General features: G+C 71.8%; 15 protein-coding genes. 9 read left to right on the top strand and 6 right to left on the bottom strand.

Annotated features, from left to right (window positions below; all coding sequences use genetic code 11):
* Positions 1–21 precede the first annotated feature (21 nt).
* The 4 genes from M3185_RS08425 to M3185_RS08410 all read left to right on the top strand — a co-directional run bounded on the left by M3185_RS08425 (position 22) and on the right by M3185_RS08410 (position 4412).
* A complete protein-coding gene (locus M3185_RS08425; RefSeq protein ID WP_251333218.1) occupies positions 22–237 on the top strand; it encodes a hypothetical protein in 216 nt (71 codons plus the stop codon).
* Positions 238–514: 277 nt separating this feature from the next.
* Positions 515–859 (top strand): histone-like nucleoid-structuring protein Lsr2, encoded by a 345-nt coding sequence (locus tag M3185_RS08420; RefSeq protein ID WP_251333217.1) that lies wholly within the window; start codon positions 515–517, stop codon positions 857–859.
* A 336-nt stretch (positions 860–1195) separates the two neighbouring features.
* A complete protein-coding gene (locus M3185_RS08415) occupies positions 1196–3760 on the top strand; it encodes an ATP-dependent Clp protease ATP-binding subunit (RefSeq protein ID WP_251333216.1) in 2565 nt (854 codons plus the stop codon).
* 121 nt (positions 3761–3881) lie between these two features.
* The gene (locus tag M3185_RS08410) at positions 3882–4412 is read left to right on the top strand and encodes an amino-acid N-acetyltransferase (protein ID WP_251333215.1); all 531 of its coding nucleotides are present in this window, start codon (positions 3882–3884) and stop codon (positions 4410–4412) included.
* Here the strand turns inward: M3185_RS08410 and M3185_RS08405 are convergent.
* On the bottom strand, positions 4396–5382 hold the full coding sequence (locus tag M3185_RS08405; protein ID WP_251333214.1) for an A/G-specific adenine glycosylase: 987 nt from the start codon (positions 5380–5382) through the stop codon (positions 4396–4398). The two genes, M3185_RS08410 and M3185_RS08405, sit on opposite strands and share 17 nt — an antisense overlap.
* Positions 5383–5405: 23 nt before the next feature.
* Here M3185_RS08405 and M3185_RS08400 point away from each other — a divergent pair, with 23 nt between their 5' ends.
* Positions 5406–6137: a hypothetical protein gene (locus M3185_RS08400; protein WP_251333213.1), complete on the top strand. Its 732-nt coding sequence runs from the start codon at positions 5406–5408 to the stop codon at positions 6135–6137.
* A 10-nt stretch (positions 6138–6147) separates the two neighbouring features.
* Here the strand turns inward: M3185_RS08400 and disA are convergent, their stop codons facing one another.
* The 3 genes from disA to M3185_RS08385 are packed head-to-tail and all read right to left on the bottom strand — an operon-like array spanning position 6148 to position 9860.
* The gene (disA, locus tag M3185_RS08395; RefSeq protein WP_251333212.1) at positions 6148–7224 is read right to left on the bottom strand and encodes a DNA integrity scanning diadenylate cyclase DisA; all 1077 of its coding nucleotides are present in this window, start codon (positions 7222–7224) and stop codon (positions 6148–6150) included.
* Between the two features lie 8 nt (positions 7225–7232).
* Positions 7233–8660, bottom strand: coding sequence for a DNA repair protein RadA (gene radA, locus M3185_RS08390; protein WP_251333211.1), 1428 nt, complete (start codon positions 8658–8660; stop codon positions 7233–7235).
* Between the two features lie 51 nt (positions 8661–8711).
* Positions 8712–9860: an FUSC family protein gene (locus tag M3185_RS08385; protein WP_251333210.1), complete on the bottom strand. Its 1149-nt coding sequence runs from the start codon at positions 9858–9860 to the stop codon at positions 8712–8714.
* A gap of 262 nt (positions 9861–10122) precedes the next feature.
* Between M3185_RS08385 and pstS the strand changes: the two genes are divergently transcribed.
* The 4 genes from pstS to pstB all read left to right on the top strand — a co-directional run bounded on the left by pstS (position 10123) and on the right by pstB (position 14339).
* Positions 10123–11238, top strand: coding sequence for a phosphate ABC transporter substrate-binding protein PstS (gene pstS / locus M3185_RS08380; RefSeq protein WP_251333209.1), 1116 nt, complete (start codon positions 10123–10125; stop codon positions 11236–11238).
* A 173-nt stretch (positions 11239–11411) separates the two neighbouring features.
* The gene (gene pstC, locus M3185_RS08375; protein WP_251333208.1) at positions 11412–12347 is read left to right on the top strand and encodes a phosphate ABC transporter permease subunit PstC; all 936 of its coding nucleotides are present in this window, start codon (positions 11412–11414) and stop codon (positions 12345–12347) included.
* Positions 12347–13483, top strand: a complete 1137-nt coding sequence (pstA, locus tag M3185_RS08370; RefSeq protein WP_251333207.1) for a phosphate ABC transporter permease PstA — start codon at positions 12347–12349, stop codon at positions 13481–13483. Before pstC ends, pstA begins: the two co-directional genes overlap by 1 nt.
* A gap of 76 nt (positions 13484–13559) precedes the next feature.
* Positions 13560–14339, top strand: a complete 780-nt coding sequence (gene pstB / locus M3185_RS08365; RefSeq protein WP_251333206.1) for a phosphate ABC transporter ATP-binding protein PstB — start codon at positions 13560–13562, stop codon at positions 14337–14339.
* Between the two features lie 97 nt (positions 14340–14436).
* Here the strand turns inward: pstB and M3185_RS08360 are convergent, their stop codons facing one another.
* Positions 14437–15450, bottom strand: a complete 1014-nt coding sequence (locus tag M3185_RS08360; protein ID WP_251333205.1) for an inorganic phosphate transporter — start codon at positions 15448–15450, stop codon at positions 14437–14439.
* Positions 15451–15456: 6 nt separating this feature from the next.
* Positions 15457–16071, bottom strand: a complete 615-nt coding sequence (locus M3185_RS08355; protein WP_251333204.1) for a DUF47 domain-containing protein — start codon at positions 16069–16071, stop codon at positions 15457–15459.
* Positions 16072–16284 lie beyond the last annotated feature (213 nt).

Genomic DNA, 16284 nt, shown 5'->3' with positions numbered 1-16284 from the left:
TCCCCCGGGGAGAATGCGTCCATGGAATACATCGCGGTCCTGCTGCCGTCCGTCAGCATCGGCATCATCTTCTGGCTGATCCTCCGCTGGATCTTCCGCGGCGACCGCACCGAGCGCTCGGTCCAGGCGCGCTCCGAGGTTGACGCCGAGCGCTGGTACGAGCAGCTGAAGGAGCGCGACGGGGAGGACCTGCCCTTCGGCGACCCCGGACCCCGCCGGCCCGGCCCCGAGCGCTGACCTTCCGCATTTGCCGTCCGCTCCCTGGGCATTTCCCGGAAGAAGTAATCGGCACGGAATTCCCTCCGCCGCCCGGATGACGAATTGCGCCGGGAAATTGTAGGATAAACTCGGCGACACCGGGAACGAGTGTTCGCGTCGCCGGCCGGGATATCCCGCGGTAACGCACCGCGGAACGGACGGCACGGCACGGGGGAATCAGCACGACCTCCGGGTGCCCCCGGGACGGGACGTCCCGGGAACGACGAGCGCCGAGAGGCGGAGGAGAGTTCCAGCCATGGCACAGACTGTGAAGATCGTTCTCGAGGACGACCTCGACGGCGGTCCCGCCGAGGAGACCGTCCGCTTCGCCCTGGACGGCGGGCAGTACGAGATCGATCTCTCCGAGGAGAACGCCGCCAGGCTGCGCGACGCGATGCGCCCGTTCATCGCGAAGGCCCGGCGCGCCCAGGGCAAGCAGCAGGCCCCGAAGCAGCGCTCCGGCGGCGGCCGCCCCGCCGGGAAGGGCAACCCGGACACCGCGGCCATCCGGCAGTGGGCCCGGGAGAACAACTACCCGGTCTCCGACCGCGGCCGGATACACCAGGACGTCCAGAAGGCTTACTACGCGGCCCAGCAGTAAAGCCCGGCAGTAAGAACGGCAGTAAGAACGGGCACGGCGGAAAGCCGAGACCAGGAGGGACCGGACAACCGGTCCCTCCTTTTTGCTGTTTCCCCGCCGGAACTCCCCGGGAATTCCCCGTGGGGCCGTCGGGGGACAAATGCAGACGCATTTTTCCGGTGACCTGCGCTTTTGCCCGGCGGGCGCGAACAAAGGGAAATCCTGTCCCCTGGTGCGGGGACGGCCCGGTGAGCGCTCCCCGTCCGGACCGGCAGCCGTCTCGCCGGTGGCGAACAGGGGTCCGCAAGCCCCTCCGGGTGCGTAGCATCGAGTGCAGACATCGACTGAGGAGTATCCATGTTCGAACGCTTCACCGACCGCGCCCGCCGGGTCGTGGTGCTGGCCCAGGAAGAGGCCAGGATGCTCAACCACAACTACATCGGCACCGAACACCTGCTGCTCGGGCTGATCCACGAGGGCGAGGGGGTCGCCGCCAAGGCGCTCGACTCGATGGGCATCACCCTCACCGGCGCCCGGGAGCAGGTCCAGGACATCATCGGTCCGGGCCAGCAGGCTCCCTCCGGGCACATCCCGTTCACCCCCCGGGCCAAGAAGGTCCTCGAGCTCTCGCTGCGCGAGGCGCTCCAGCTGGGGCACAACTACATCGGCACCGAGCACATCCTCCTGGGCATCATCCGGGCCGGGGAGGGCGTGGCCGCCCAGGTGCTCACCAAGCTCGGCGCGGAGCCCCAGAAGGTGCGCTCCACGGTGCTCGAGCTGATCTCCGGCTACCAGGGCGGGGGAACCCCCGAGAAGGAGGGCGCCGGCGTGCGCTCCGCCGGGCAGGCCGAGGGCGTGCCCGCCGGCTCGGCCGTGCTCGACCAGTTCGGCCGCAACCTCACCGCCGCCGCCCGCGAGGGCAAGCTGGACCCGGTGATCGGGCGCTTCCGCGAGATGGAGCGGGTCATGCAGATCCTCTCCCGGCGCACCAAGAACAACCCGGTGCTGATCGGCGAGCCGGGCGTCGGCAAGACCGCGGTGGTCGAGGGCCTCGCCCAGGCCATCGTGCGCGGCGACGTCCCCGAGACCCTCAAGGACAAGCACCTCTACACCCTCGACCTCGGCTCCCTCGTGGCGGGCTCCCGCTACCGCGGCGACTTCGAGGAGCGGCTCAAGAAGGTGCTCAAGGAGATCCGCACCCGCGGGGACATCATCCTGTTCATCGACGAGATCCACACCCTCGTCGGGGCCGGTGCGGCCGAGGGCGCGATCGACGCCGCGTCGATCCTCAAGCCCATGCTGGCCCGCGGCGAGCTGCAGACCATCGGGGCCACGACCCTCGACGAGTACCGCAAGCACATCGAGAAGGACGCCGCGCTGGAGCGCCGCTTCCAGCCGATCCAGGTGGACGAGCCCTCCGAGGCCCACGCCGTCGAGATCCTCAAGGGCCTGCGGGACAAGTACGAGGCGCACCACCGGGTGTCGATCTCGGACGAGGCCCTCGAGTCGGCCGTGCACCTCGCGGCCCGCTACATCTCCGACCGCTTCCTGCCGGACAAGGCGATCGACCTGATCGACGAGGCCGGTGCCCGCCTGCGGATCAAGCGGATGACGGCCCCGCCGGAGATCAAGGAGCTCGAGGACCGGATCGCGGACGTGAAGCGCCGCAAGGAGGCCGCGATCGACGGCCAGGACTACGAGCTGGCCGCCTCGCTGCGCGACAGCGAGCAGAAGCTGATCGCCGAGCGCGACGACAAGGAGCGCTCGTGGCGCGACGGCGGTGACGAGCTCGCCGAGGTGACCCCCGAGGTCATCTCCGACGTCCTCTCCGCGTCCACCGGCGTGCCCGTGTACAAGCTCACCGAGGAGGAGACCGGCCGCCTGCTGCACATGGAGGACGAGCTCCACAAGCGGATCATCGGCCAGGACGACGCCATCAAGGCGCTGTCGCGGTCGATGCGGCGCACCCGGGCGGGCCTGAAGGACCCCAAGCGCCCCGGCGGGTCGTTCATCTTCGCCGGCCCCACCGGCGTGGGCAAGACCGAGCTCGCGAAGGCGCTGGCCGAGTTCCTGTTCGGGGACGAGGACGCCCTCATCACCCTCGACATGTCCGAGTACCAGGAGAAGCACACGGTCTCCCGGCTCTTCGGTGCGCCTCCCGGCTACGTCGGCTACGAGGAGGGCGGCCAGCTCACCGAGAAGGTGCGCCGTAAGCCGTTCTCCGTGGTGCTGTTCGACGAGGTCGAGAAGGCCCACCAGGACCTGTTCAACTCGCTGCTGCAGATCCTCGAGGACGGCCGCCTGACCGACTCGCAGGGCCGCGTGGTGGACTTCAAGAACACCGTGATCATCATGACCACGAACCTGGGCACCAAGGACATCTCCCGGGCCGTGCCGGTCGGCTTCCAGGCCGGGGTGGACAGCGCGTCCACCTACGACCGGATGCAGCAGAAGGTGCAGGAGGAGCTCAAGGAGCACTTCCGTCCCGAGTTCCTCAACCGCGTGGACGAGATTATCGTCTTCCCGCAGCTGACGGAGAGCGAGATCGTGCAGATCGTCGACCTCTTCGTGGCCCGGCTGCAGGAGCGGCTGCGGGACCAGGGGATGTCCATCGAGCTCAGCGACTCCGCGAAGGTGCTGCTCAGCCGCAAGGGCTACGACCCGTCGATGGGCGCCCGCCCGCTGCGCCGCACGATGCAGCGGGAGATCGAGGACCAGCTCTCCGAGAAGATCCTTTTCGGGGAGATCCGCCCCGGCGAGAAGATCAGCGTTGACACGGAGGGCGAGGGCGACGCGCAGAAGTTCGTCTTCTCCTCCACGCCGATGTTCGACCTGACGGCCGACGAGATGGTCGACCCGATGGGCGGCTTCGAGGAGGCGGAGGCCGTGCGCCGGGACGGCCAGTCCGGTACCGAGGGCTGATCCGCCGCCGTCCGTGAAGGGCCCGCCGCGCGCCGCGCGGCGGGCCCTTCCGCGTGTTCCCGGCCCGCCGCCCCCGGGGAGGTCACGCTGCCGGGGGCGGGCGTGCGCGTACACTTGCCGCGTGACCGACCTGCTCCTGCGCCCCGCCCGCACGTCTGACGTCCCCGCGATCAAGGACCTCGTGGCGCCGCTGGCCCGGGAGGGTGTGCTCATCAGCAAGGACACGGTCGCCTACTACGAGGGCATCCAGGAGTTCCTGGTGGTCGAGGCGCTCGACGACGAGGGCACGCCCCGGCTGGCCGGCTGCGGGGCCCTGCACGTGATGTGGGAGGACCTCGGGGAGGTCCGGACCCTGGCCACCTCCGAGCAGTGGCGTGGCCGCGGCGTGGGCCGCACGCTGCTGGCCGGGCTGCTCGACCGCGCCCGGGCCGTGGGGGTCTCCCGGGTCTTCTGCCTCACGTTCGAGGTCGACTTCTTCGCCCGGCAGGGCTTCGAGGTGATGGCCAACCAGGATCAGATCGCCCCGGACGTCTTCGCCGAGCTGCTGCGCTCCCACGACGAGGGCGTGGCCGAGTACCTCGACCTCGCGCGGGTGAAGCCGAACACGCTGGGCAACACCCGGATGATCCTCCGGCTCAGCCCGGAAGGCTGATCCCCGCTGCCCCGTCCACCGCGAGCCCGTCCTGCAGCAGCCCGTCGAGGGCCCGCCGCCGCTGCTCCTCCGGGGCCGCGAGCCCGTGCAGGGCGTCCAGCGCCCGCAGGGCCCCGGGCGTGAGGCCCTCGACCTCGATCCCCGCGGCCTGGTCCACCGGGCCGGCCAGGTGCCGCGCGGGGACCGGCTCCGCCCCGGCGCGCAGCACGGCCATGATCGCACCGCGCACCTGCCGGTCCGTGCCCGCCCAGCTCTGCCCTCGCGGTGCGTGCTCCGGCTCCGGGCGGCCCGCGGCCACCCACGCACAGGCCTCCCGCACGGGGCACTGCTCGCAGCGGGGGGAGCGGGCGGTGCACACGAGGGCCCCGAGCTCCATGACGGCCTTGTTCCACCGCACCGCCAGGGCGTCGTCGGCGGGCATCAGCTCCTCGGCCAGCCGCACCTCCGCGGCCGTGAGCGACCGGGACGGCAGGGCCCGCCCCGAGACGACCCGGGCGTGCACCCGGCGGATGTTCGTGTCGACCACGGTCTGCCGGTCCCCGAACGCGAACACCGCGATCGCCGCGGCCGTGTAGGCGCCCACCCCCGGCAGCGCCAGGAGCTCGTCGTGCGCGGCGGGCACCTGCCCGCCGTGGCGGCGGACGATCTCGACCGCGGCCGCGTGCAGGCGCAGGGCCCGCCGCGGATAGCCCAGCCGGCCCCACGCGCGCACCGCCTCCCCGGCGGTGTCGGCGGCGAGGTCCGCCGGGCGCGGCCAGCGCTGCAGCCACGCCCGCCACACCGGCAGCACGCGGACCACGGGGGTCTGCTGGAGCATGAACTCGCTGACCATGACTCCCCACGGGGTGCAGTCGGGGTCCCGCCACGGGAGGTCGCGGGCGGCGTCGTCGAACCACCGGACCACGGCCTCGTGGAGGCCTGGCAGGTCCCGGTGCGCGGCGGGGGGCGGGAGGGCGGGAACGGAGCTCACCGGACCCACTGTAGCCTTGGGGCATGGCGCAGAAGGGTTCGGGGAGCACCTTCCGGGGGAGACCGGGGAACGGGTTCGACGGCGACCGGAGCCGGGCGCCCCGCCGCGAGGCCCCCGAGGTCTACCGGCGCCGCCGGATCCTCGTGGCGCTCGCCGCGGCCGTGCTCCTGCTGGTCGTGGCGGTGGGCGTGGTCTCGGCCGTCGCCTCGATGCTCGGCCCCGACGACCCGGGGACCGTCCGGGACCCGGAGACCGCCACCGCGTCCGCCGCCGCGGCCTCCCAGGAGCCCTTCGCCGACTTCACGCCGCGCCCGGACGGGAGCGCCTCGGCCTCCGCGTCGGCGTCCGCCGACGCCACGGAGGAGCCGGCCGAGGAGTGCGGCTCGGAGCTGTTCGTGCGGGCCTCCACCGACCGGGAGAGCTACCCGGCCGACGTCCCGCCCGTGCTGGTGCTGACGCTGGAGAACACCGGCGAGGACCCGTGCCGGGTCAACGCCGGCACCTCCCGGATGGTCTACGAGGTCGCCTCGGGGGCGGACACCGTGTTCGACAGCCGCCACTGCCAGGCGGGCTCCGAGGACCGGGAGATCACCCTCGAGCCCGGGCAGGAGGAGAGCGCCCGGCTGAGCTGGGACCGCCTGCGCACCGCCGAGGGCTGCACGGAGGCCGGCGAGGCGGCCGTGGCCGGGTACTACCGCCTGGTCGTCTCGCTGGGGGAGCGCACCAGCGAGCCGGCCACGTTCGTGCTGGAGTGAGCCCGCGGGCTCACATGAAGCGCTCGAGCAGGCTCGTCTCGGCCATCCGGGACAGCGACTCGCGCACCGTGCGGGCCCGCTGCTCGCCGATGCCCTCGACCGCCTTGAGGTCCTCGAGGTTCGCGGCCATCAGGGACTGCAGGCCGTCGAACTGGCGCACGAGCCGGTTGGCCACGGCGCGGGGCATCGACTTGATCCCCTCCAGCAGCCGGTAGCCGTGCGGGTGCAGGTCCGTCTCGAGGCTGCCCTGCGGCTCGACCAGCCCCACGGACACCGCGATCCGCTGCAGGTCGATGAGCTCCGCGGGGGTGAGCTCGGCCAGCCGCTCCAGCCCCAGCTCGATGCCCTCCGCCGGGGTGTGCTCGGGGAGGTAGTCGCGCAGCACGACGTCGGGGCCGGGGCCGGTGCCGGCGGTGAGCTCCTCGAGCTGCAGCGCGATCAGCCGCCCGTCGACGCCGAGCTCCAGGACGTACCACCCGATCTCCGAGGAGATCCGGCGCACCATCTCCATGCGCTGCAGCGTCAGGGCGACGTCCCGCACGGTCACCGACGCCTCGATCTCCAGGGAGGAGAGGTTGCCGAGCACCTGCTCCATGCGGTTGCTGTAGTGCTCCAGGGTCTGCAGGGCCTGGTTGGCGCGGGCCATGATGGACTGGGAGCCCTCCACCGCGTAGCGGGTCTCGCCCACGTAGATCGTGATGACGCTCATCGACTGGCTCACCGAGATGACGGGCAGCCCGGTCTCCTTGGCGGTGCGCTCGGCCGAGCGGTGGCGGGTGCCGGACTCCGTGGTGTCGATCGAGGGGTCCGGGACGAGCTGGACACCGGCCTTGAGGATGCGCGTGGCGTCCCGGTCGCAGACGATGGCGCCGTCCATCTTGGCCAGCTCGCGCAGCTTCGGCGCGGAGAAGTCGGTGTTGATGTCGAAGCCGCCGGAGCAGATGGCCTCCACGGAGCGGTCGAAGCCGAGGACGACGAGCCCGCCGGTGCGCCCGCGCAGGATCCGCTCGAGCCCGGCGCGCAGCTCCGTGCCGGGAGCAAGGCGGGCCAGCGTCTTGCGCAGTGCGTTCTCAGGGGTCTTCGCCACGGTCCTCATCATACGGCCGCGGCGGTCTCCCTCTTCTGCCGCGGACCGGCGGCGGAGCCGGGGAAGAGCAGCTCCATGGCGTCCGAGATCGTGGTCACCTCGCGCACCGTGAAGCCCGGCGGGACGGGGCCCGGCCCGGTGGGGCTCGCGGGGACGACCGCGTGGGTGAACCCCAGGCGCGCGACCTCCTGGATCCGCCGCCCGATCCCGGGCACGGGCCGCACCTCCCCGGCCAGGCCGACCTCCCCGAAGCACACGAGCCGCTGGGGGAGCGGGCGGTCCTGCGCCGCGGAGGCCAGCGCCATGGCCACCGCCAGGTCGGTGGAGGGCTCCGTGAGCTTCACCCCGCCCACGGTGGAGACGTAGCAGTCCAGGCCCGCGAGGTTCACGCCAGCCCGCCGCTGCAGCACGGCGAGCAGCATGGCCACCCGCGAGGACTCCAGACCGGCGGTGGCCCGCCGCGGCTGGGCGGTGGAGGAGCGGTCCAGCAGGGCCTGGACCTCGGCGAGCAGGGGGCGGCGGCCCTCCAGGGTCACCGTGAGGCACGTGCCGGAGACGGGCAGGGCGGTGCGCGAGACGAACAGTCCCGAGGGGTCCTCGACGCTCGTGATCCCGGTCTCGGTGAGGTCGAAGCACCCGACCTCGTCGGTGGGGCCGTAGCGGTTCTTCACCGCCCGCAGCAGCCGGATCCGGGAGTGCTTCTCTCCCTCGAACTGGCACACGACGTCCACCAGGTGCTCGAGCAGGCGGGGCCCGGCGATGGAGCCGTCCTTCGTCACGTGCCCCACGAGCAGGGTGGTCATGTTCCGGCGCTTGGCCGCGGCGATGAGGGACGCGGCGACCTCCCGGACCTGCGTGACCCCGCCCGCGGAGCCCTCGACCTCTGCGCTCGCGAGGGTCTGCACCGAGTCCACGACGAGCAGCCGCGGCGCGATCTTCTCGATGTGGCCCAGCGCGGTGGCGAGGTCCGTCTCGGCGGTCAGGTACAGCGTGGGGGCCACCGCGCCGATCCGGTCCGCCCGCAGCTTCACCTGCGCGGCCGACTCCTCCCCGGTGACGTAGAGGACGTCGCGGGCGCCGTCCCCGGTGCCCTCGGCGAAGCGGGCGGCGACGTCCAGCAGCAGGGTCGACTTGCCGACCCCCGGCTCGCCCGCCATCAGCACGACCGCCCCGGGCACCAGGCCGCCGCCCAGCACCCGGTTCAGCTCGGGGACCCCGGTGGGCACGGCGGTGGCCACGGTCGCGTCCACCTGGGCGATGGGGCGGGCGGGCTCGGCGATCGAGCGGGCGGCGGTGGTCCGCGCCTTGTGCTCCCCGATCTCCTCGACCGTGCCCCACGCCTGGCACTCCCCGCAGCGGCCCACCCACTTGGCCGTGGCCCAGCCGCACTCGGTGCAGCGGTAGGCGGGGGAGGTGCGTCGGGTGCGGGTGCTCATGGCGTCCAGGCTAGCCGCCGCCCCGGACGCGCTAAGGCCGCGGGCGCGGGCTCAGACCCGGTCCCAGCCCTCGAGCCGGGGCAGCTGGGAGACGGCCTCCTCGTGGGACATCCCCGCCGCCTCGAGCAGGTCCACCACCATGGGGCGCATGTCGAGCACCAGCGTCTCGCCCTCCATGGTGCGCACCCCCATGGTCCTAGGGTGCAGGCGCGCGGCCACGCTCGACAGCTCGTTGCGGGCCTGGCGCAGGTAGCTCTCCCGGGACCCCGCCGAGGCCACGGCCAGCGCGCTGCCCAGGGTCGTGACGGCGTCCGCGAGGTCGTCGAGGGCGTCGGCGAGGGAGGCGACGGCCTCGTCGGAGAGGGTCACGTGGTTGATCACGGAGGCGAGGCGGCGGGCGAGCACCCGGACGTTGCGCACGGCGAGGTCCAGGTAGTGGGCCGAGTCCTTGATCGCCTCCACCTCGTCGCGGCGCCCGCGGTACAGGGGCGAGGCCTGGGCGATCTCCAGGGCGGCGGTGAGCCCGGTGGTGACCGAGTCCACCAGCGGCTGGGTCTGGCGGGCCCGCACGAGCGCGTGCCACGCCTCCGTCGAGTCGTAGTCCTCGACGGCACGGCCCGCCTCGCGCAGGACGCTTGCGAACTCGGCCACCAGGTTCCGGAGGTCCTCGCGCGGCTCCCGGCGGGGGTCCGCCGGCACGAAGTACGCCATGGCGAGCGCGCACGCACCGCCCACGACGGCGTCCGTGGAGCGGGCGAACACCCCGTCCGCGGACGGCGGGAGGAGGACCACGAGCACGGACTGCAGGCCCATCTGCGTGCTGAAGATGGTCCCGTTGTCGAGGAAGCGGGAGAGCAGGATCGAGGTCATGAGCACGACGGCGGCCTGCCACACCCCCGTGCCCAGGACGTGGATCAAGGTGTCGCCCACGGCGATGCCCAGCGTGCAGCCGATCGAGACCTCGAGGACCCGCCGGTAGCGCAGCCCGCCCTTGGCGAAGCCCAGGGACACGAGCGCGGCCGTGGCGGCGAAGATGGGCCCGGTGTGGCCCAGCAGGTGCTCGGCGATCAGGTAGGCGCCCACGCTGGCGACCGTCATCTGGAAGCTCTGCAGCAGCCCGGAGCGGGCCCGGGTCAGTCCCACCCGGATCCGAGCGCCCACGGCGCGGGCCGCGGCACGCGCGCGGTGGGCTGGCTGCATGGGGCCATCCTAGCCGGGGGCCGGTGCCGGACCCGGTGACGGGCACTGCCTCGGCCTCGGGCACGGCCGGCGGCGGGTCAGTGTTCACCCTCCGTTCACCTGGCCGGGCAGATCCGGTCACCTGCGCTCCGTAGCGTCACTCGGCGGAAGAGGACCGCGGGCTTCCCGCTGATCCGCCCTCTCCCTGGCTCCGGCGTTGCCCGGGGCCACGCTCACCTCGGCCCCTCGACGGGCCACGACTGTGATCTAAGGGGCTCATCACGTGAAGGCATCCCACTTCGGCCGTTCCGCCGCCGTCCTGGCCATCGGCTCGCTCGCGCTCACCGCGTGCGGCTCCGACAACGCCACCCAGCAGGGCGGCGGCTCCGAGACCTCGACCGCTGCGGCCTCGGGTGTCACCGGCACGCTGACCGGCATCGGCTCGTCCGCGCAGAACGCCGCCATGACCGCGTGGCAGAACGGCTTCCAGCAGGCCAACGCCGAGGCGACCGTGCAGTACTCGCCGGACGGCTCCGGCGCCGGGCGTGAGGCCTTCGTGGCCGGTGGCGCGGACTTCGCCGGCTCCGACGCCTACCTCGACGAGAAGGAGTACGCGGCGTCCCAGGAAGTCTGCGGCCCCGAGGGCGCCTTCCACGTGCCCGCCTACATCTCCCCGATCGCCGTGGCCTTCAACCTCCCGGGCGTCGAGACCGTGAACATGGACGCCGAGACGATCGCCCAGGTGTTCACGGGCAAGATCCAGAGCTGGAACGACCCGGCGATCGCCGACCAGAACCCGGACGCCGATCTCCCCGACACCCCGATCACCGTGGTGCACCGCAATGACGAGTCCGGCACCACCGAGAACTTCCAGGAGTACCTCGCCGCGGCCGCTCCCGAGGTGTGGACCGAGGAGGCCTCCGGCAACTGGCCGTCCCAGTGGGCCGCCGAGAACAACAAGGGCACGGCCGGCGTGGTCCAGTCGACCACCGCCACCGAGGGCGCCATCACCTACGCCGACGCCTCCGCGGTCGGCGACCTGGGCACCGTCGCCGTGGGCGTCGGCGAGGAGTACGTCCAGTACTCCTCCGATGCCGCCGCCAGGGCCGTCGAGGCCTCCAGCCCGGTCGAGGGCCGCGCCGAGTACGACATGGCCATGGACCTCGAACGCGACACCACCGAGTCGGGGGCCTACCCGATCGTGCTCGTCTCCTACGAGATCTTCTGCCCCCAGTACGATACCCAGGAGACCGCTGACCTGGCGAAGGCCTTCGGCGAGTACGTGATCAGTGAGGAGGGCCAGCAGGCGGCGGCCGACGCCGCCGGGTCCGCCCCGATGTCCGAGACCCTGCGCACCCGCGCGCAGGAGGCCCTCGGCAAGATCACCGTCGCCGGCTGATCCAGTTCCGCTGATCCCGTTCGGTGCGGGAGCGGGCCCCAGGGCCCGCTCCCGCACCGAACGGGACATTTCTGTGTGGGGCACCTCCTGGGTGAGGCGCGTCACCGGACCCAGGCGCCGGAGAGGATCCGACTCCGGCGCGACCCGTGTCATGCAATCGAAGGGGCACCGACATGTCCACCACCGTCACCACCAAGAAGTCCGCCTCAGGCGGCCGGGCGGGCGACTCGATCTTCTCCGGGCTCAGCCTAGGGGCTGGCGTCCTGATCCTGGCGGTCCTGGCCGCCGTGGCGCTGTTCCTGTTTCTGCAGGCGCTGCCCACGTTCCAGGCCCCCGCCGAGGACATCTCGGGTGGCGCGGGCTTCCTGTCCTACATCTGGCCCATGGTGATCGGCACCGTGATCGCGGCTCTCATCGCACTGTTGATCGCCACCCCGATCGGCGTGCTCGTAGCGCTGTACATCTCGCACTACGCGCCGGCGCGGATCGCCAAGCCCGTCGGCTACGTCATCGACCTGCTCGCCGCGATCCCCTCGGTGATCTACGGCGCGTGGGGCACCACGGTCCTGGCCTCCTCGCTCGTGCCGTTCTACGACTGGCTCACGAACAACCTGGGGTTCATCCCGCTCTTTGGCGGGCCGGCCTCCCAGACCGGCAAGACGATGCTCACGGCCGGGATCGTGCTGGCCATCATGATCCTGCCGATCATCACGGCGATGTCCCGTGAGCTCTTCGTCCAGACGCCCCGACTGCACGAGGAGGCGGCACTGGCCCTCGGTGCCACCCGCTGGGAGATGATCCGGATGACGGTCCTGCCCTTCGCCCGTCCGGGTATCATCTCCTCCGTCATGCTCGCCCTGGGGCGGGCACTCGGTGAGACCATGGCAGTCGCCCTGGTGCTCTCGAGCGGGCCGCTCACGGCGTCGCTCGTCCAGTCGGGAAACCAGACCATCGCGGCGGAGATCGCCCTGAACTTCCCGGAGGCCTACGGCCTGCGGCTGTCCGAGCTGATCGCGGCCGGCCTGATCCTATTCCTCATCACCCTGGTCGTGAACATGATCGCCCGCGCGATCATCGCCCGCTACAAGGAATTCTCGGGAGCCAACTGATGTCCACCACCGCCTCCTTCCACAGCCCGACGCCGGTGCGTCCCTCCTCGCCCCGACGCTCGCAGCTGACCCGCAACCAGCGGCCCACGTGGCTGGTGCCCGTGATCGGCGCCGCCGCCGTCGTGGTCGGCGCGGCCCTCTCGGCTCTCGTGGGCTTCTCGCCCGCCCTGTGGGCCGTCTTCGCCGCCGTCGTCTTCTTGGTGGCGGCCCCGATCGCCGTGTCGGTGATCGAGGGCGGGCGCAAGGGCGCCGACTCTCTGGTGACCTACCTGGTCTACACGGCATTCATCCTCGCCGTGGTGCCCCTGATCTCCGTGCTGTGGACCGTGCTGGCCAACGGCCTGCCGGGCCTGACCTCGAACCTGCTGTTCACCTCCATGAACGGCGTGACGGGCGTGCACGACAACGCCGCCGCCGAGGGGCAGGGTCCCGTGCTCGGCGGCGCCTACCACGCGATCGTGGGTACCGTGTCGATCACCTTCTGGGCCACGCTGCTGTCCGTGCCGATCGGCCTGCTCACGGCGATCTACCTCGTGGAGTACTCTCGGGGCGGCTGGCTGGGCCGCGGCATCACATTCTTCGTGGACGTCATGACCGGCATCCCCTCGATCGTCGCCGGCCTGTTCGCTGCGGCCCTGTTCGGGCTGGTCTTCGGGCCGTCCACCCGGTTCGGCTTCGTGGCCGCCGTCGCCCTGACCGTCCTGATGATCCCCACGGTGGTGAAGAACACCGAAGAGATGCTCAAGATCGTGCCGAACGAGCTGCGCGAGGCTTCCTACGCGCTGGGCGTGCGCAAGTGGCGGACCATCCTCAAGGTCGTGATCCCCACGGCGATCTCCGGCATCGCCTCCGGCGTCACCCTGGCGATCGCCCGCGTGATCGGGGAGACGGCCCCGCTGCTGGTGACCGCGGGCTTCGCGACAGCGATCAACTGGAACTCCTTCTCCGGATGGATGACCACGCTGCCGACGTTCATCTACTACCAGATCATGACGCCGACCTCCCCGACGAGCCCCGACCCGTCGCAGCAGCGCGCCTGGGCGGCCGCCCTAATCCTGATCCTGATCGTGATGCTGCTCAACCTCGTCGCCCGCCTCGTCGCGCGGGCCTTCGCCCCCAAGGTCACCGGCCGCTGAGCGGCACGGCGACCCGTCCAGACCCTCCACACGGGCCTCCCGGCAGGCCCTGCGAGAAAGAAGCAAGGAACCCAACATGTCCAAGCGAATCGACGTCGAGCACCTCAACGTCTACTACGGCGACTTCCTGGCGGTCGACGACGTGAGCATGGGAATCGACGCCCGGTCGGTCACCGCGTTCATCGGTCCCTCCGGCTGCGGCAAGTCCACCTTCCTGCGCACGCTGAACCGCATGCACGAGGTGATCCCCGGCGCGCACGCCGAGGGCAAGGTGCTGCTCGACGGCGAGGACCTCTACGGCCCGGGAGTCGACCCGGTCATCGTGCGCTCGATGATCGGCATGGTCTTCCAGCGGCCCAACCCCTTTCCGACCATGTCGATCCGGGACAACGTCCTCGCGGGGGTGAAGCTCAACAGCAAGCGGATCTCCCGCTCGGACGCCGACGACCTCGTGGAGTCCTCCCTGCAGGGCGCGAACCTGTGGAACGAGGTCAAGGACCGCCTGGACAGGCCCGGCTCGAGCCTCTCCGGCGGCCAGCAGCAGCGCCTGTGCATCGCCCGCGCCATCGCGGTGAAGCCGGAGGTGATCCTGATGGACGAGCCCGCCTCCGCGCTGGACCCGATCTCCACCCTGGCGATCGAGGACCTCATCAACGACCTCAAGCAGGACTACACCGTGGTGATCGTGACCCACAACATGCAGCAGGCCGCGCGCATCTCCGACCGCACCGCGTTCTTCAACATCGCGGGCACCGGCAAGCCGGGCAAGCTCATCGAGTACGGTTCCACCTCCGAGATCTTCTCCAACCCCAAGCAGAAGCAGACGGAGGACTACGTCTCCGGCCGCTTCGGCTGAGCCGGCCCCGCCCGCGCGACGACGGCGCCCGCCCCACCTCGGTCCGAGGCGGGGCGGGCGCCGTCGTTCCCGGAGGCGGGCGCGGCCGCGGGAGGGGTTAGAGCAGGGGCGAGAGGGCCAGGAAGAAGGTCCCGGAGACGAGCGCGCAGACCGGGACGGTGAGGGCCCACACGATCAGCACGCGCCGCACGACACGGGTGTTGAAGGTGTGGAAGCGCTGCTGGCGGCCGGCGCCCAGGACGGCCGCCGCCGTAGTCTGGGACGAGGACATGGGCACGGGGATGAGCGTGCCGCCCAGGAACAGCAGGGAGCCGGCGACGCCCTGGGCGACGGCGCCCCGGAAGGGGTCGATGGTGACCATCCGGGAGGACAGGGTGTAGGCGATCCGCCAGCCGCCGAACAGGGTCCCCACGGCGAGACCCCCGGCCACCAGCAGCAGGATCCACGGTTCCGGGTGGCCGGCCGAGACGGGCACGCCGGCGCACAGCAGCAGCGTCGTGAACACCCACGCCGCCCGCCGACCGTGGTTGATGCCGTGGCCGAAGGACACGGCCGCGGCTCCCGTGGCCAGCACCAGCCGGGAGCGGTAGGTGGTGGCGGCGGGCTCGGAGTGGCGCAGCAGGTGCACCAGCGGCACCACCAGCACCCACGCGAGCCCGTAGGCCACCAGGGGCGCGACGATCAGGGGGGTGGCGATCGCCCTGAGGGTCTCCGCCGTGAGCGGGTTCCCGGACCCCAGGCCGACCGCGTGGGCGCCGAGCAGCGCCCCGACCAGCCCGCCCGCTAGGGCGGTCGTCGACGAGGACGGCATCCCCAGCCACCACGTCAGCAGGTTCCACGCCACGGTGGTCGCCAGCGCGCAGACCAGCGTCGCCGAGCCCACGACGCCGTAGGGCACCGGGGCGGCCACGAAGACCCAGTCGGCCAGCAGGTACCCCGCCGTCAGGACCCCCACGACGTTGACGAGGGCGCTCAGGACCAGGCCGACCCGCGGGGTCAGCGCCCGGGCGCGGACGGGCAGGGCCAGGGCGTTGGGGGCGTCGTGGAAGCCGTTGACCCCGGTGGAGACGGCGGCGAGGAGCAGGCCCAGGACGGTGAGGACGAGGAGCACGGCGCGTCAGGACTCGGCCACGACGATGCGGCCCACCTCGGTGGAGACCTGCCCGAGCGCCCGGGCGGCGGCCAGGAAGCGGTCGACGACGCCCTGCCGGCGCATCACCTGGATCGGTTTGTGGTTCTCGAGCAGGTGGGCCATGTGCATCTGATTGATCCGCTCGGCCTGCTTGCCCAGGCGCAGCATCTCGTACCAGTAGTCGTCCAGGCCCTCGAGGCTGCTGAGGTTGCGCATCGCGCGCGTGGTGAGCTCGGACATCCGCACGATCACCCCGAGCTGGTCGGTGGCGAACGAGGGCGGGCGGGAGAGGCCGTTGGCGACGTGGGCCTCCGCGACGGCCAGCAGCTCCTCCGCGGCCTTGTTCAGCCAGTGCCCCAGGACGTAGACGTCCTGCCGGGGCACGGGGATCACGAACGTGGAGCGCACGGTGGTCATCACCGCGAAGTACAGGTCGGTGGAGCGGGTCTCGCACGCACGGAGCCCCTCTAGGGCGCTCAGCGCGGTGTCAGGGCTGCCGAGCAGCTCGGAGAGGAACCGCACGGCCTCCGTCACCTGTCCCGACATGTCCGCCAGGAGGTCCAGCACCTGCTCGTCCTCCGGGAAGATGCGAAGAGCCATCTGCTGACCGTCCTGGGCGTCGTACCGGCGCCGCGGATCGCGGCGGGACCCACTGTACACGGGGCGGCGGAGCCGGCCGGGGCGCCGATCGTGGGGAGAGGCAGAGGAGGAGTAGGCGGTGTCGGACCGGGAACGCCTCTCGGCGGAAGGCCGCTCGCGGCGGCTATGAGTTGGAGCCCGGGGTTACCACGGCCCGACACCTGCGTCCATGGT

The sequence above is a fragment of the Kocuria rosea genome, assembly GCF_023715525.1.
Taxonomy (GTDB): Bacteria; Actinomycetota; Actinomycetes; order Actinomycetales; family Micrococcaceae; genus Kocuria; species Kocuria rosea_A.
The sequence above is the reverse complement of the archived record's forward strand: the minus strand, read 5'-3'. Positions and strand labels throughout refer to the sequence as shown.

Coding starts and splice junctions, on each gene's coding strand:
- M3185_RS08420 (WP_251333217.1), top strand. CDS start 515: ATGGCACAGACTGTGAAGATCGTTCTCGAGGACGACCTCGACGGCGGT.
- pstC (WP_251333208.1), top strand. CDS start 11,412: ATGTCCACCACCGTCACCACCAAGAAGTCCGCCTCAGGCGGCCGGGCG.
- M3185_RS08355 (WP_251333204.1), bottom strand. CDS start 16,071: ATGGCTCTTCGCATCTTCCCGGAGGACGAGCAGGTGCTGGACCTCCTG.
- M3185_RS08425 (WP_251333218.1), top strand. CDS start 22: ATGGAATACATCGCGGTCCTGCTGCCGTCCGTCAGCATCGGCATCATC.
- pstB (WP_251333206.1), top strand. CDS start 13,560: ATGTCCAAGCGAATCGACGTCGAGCACCTCAACGTCTACTACGGCGAC.
- M3185_RS08415 (WP_251333216.1), top strand. CDS start 1,196: ATGTTCGAACGCTTCACCGACCGCGCCCGCCGGGTCGTGGTGCTGGCC.
- M3185_RS08385 (WP_251333210.1), bottom strand. CDS start 9,860: ATGCAGCCAGCCCACCGCGCGCGTGCCGCGGCCCGCGCCGTGGGCGCT.
- radA (WP_251333211.1), bottom strand. CDS start 8,660: ATGAGCACCCGCACCCGACGCACCTCCCCCGCCTACCGCTGCACCGAG.
- M3185_RS08400 (WP_251333213.1), top strand. CDS start 5,406: ATGGCGCAGAAGGGTTCGGGGAGCACCTTCCGGGGGAGACCGGGGAAC.
- pstA (WP_251333207.1), top strand. CDS start 12,347: ATGTCCACCACCGCCTCCTTCCACAGCCCGACGCCGGTGCGTCCCTCC.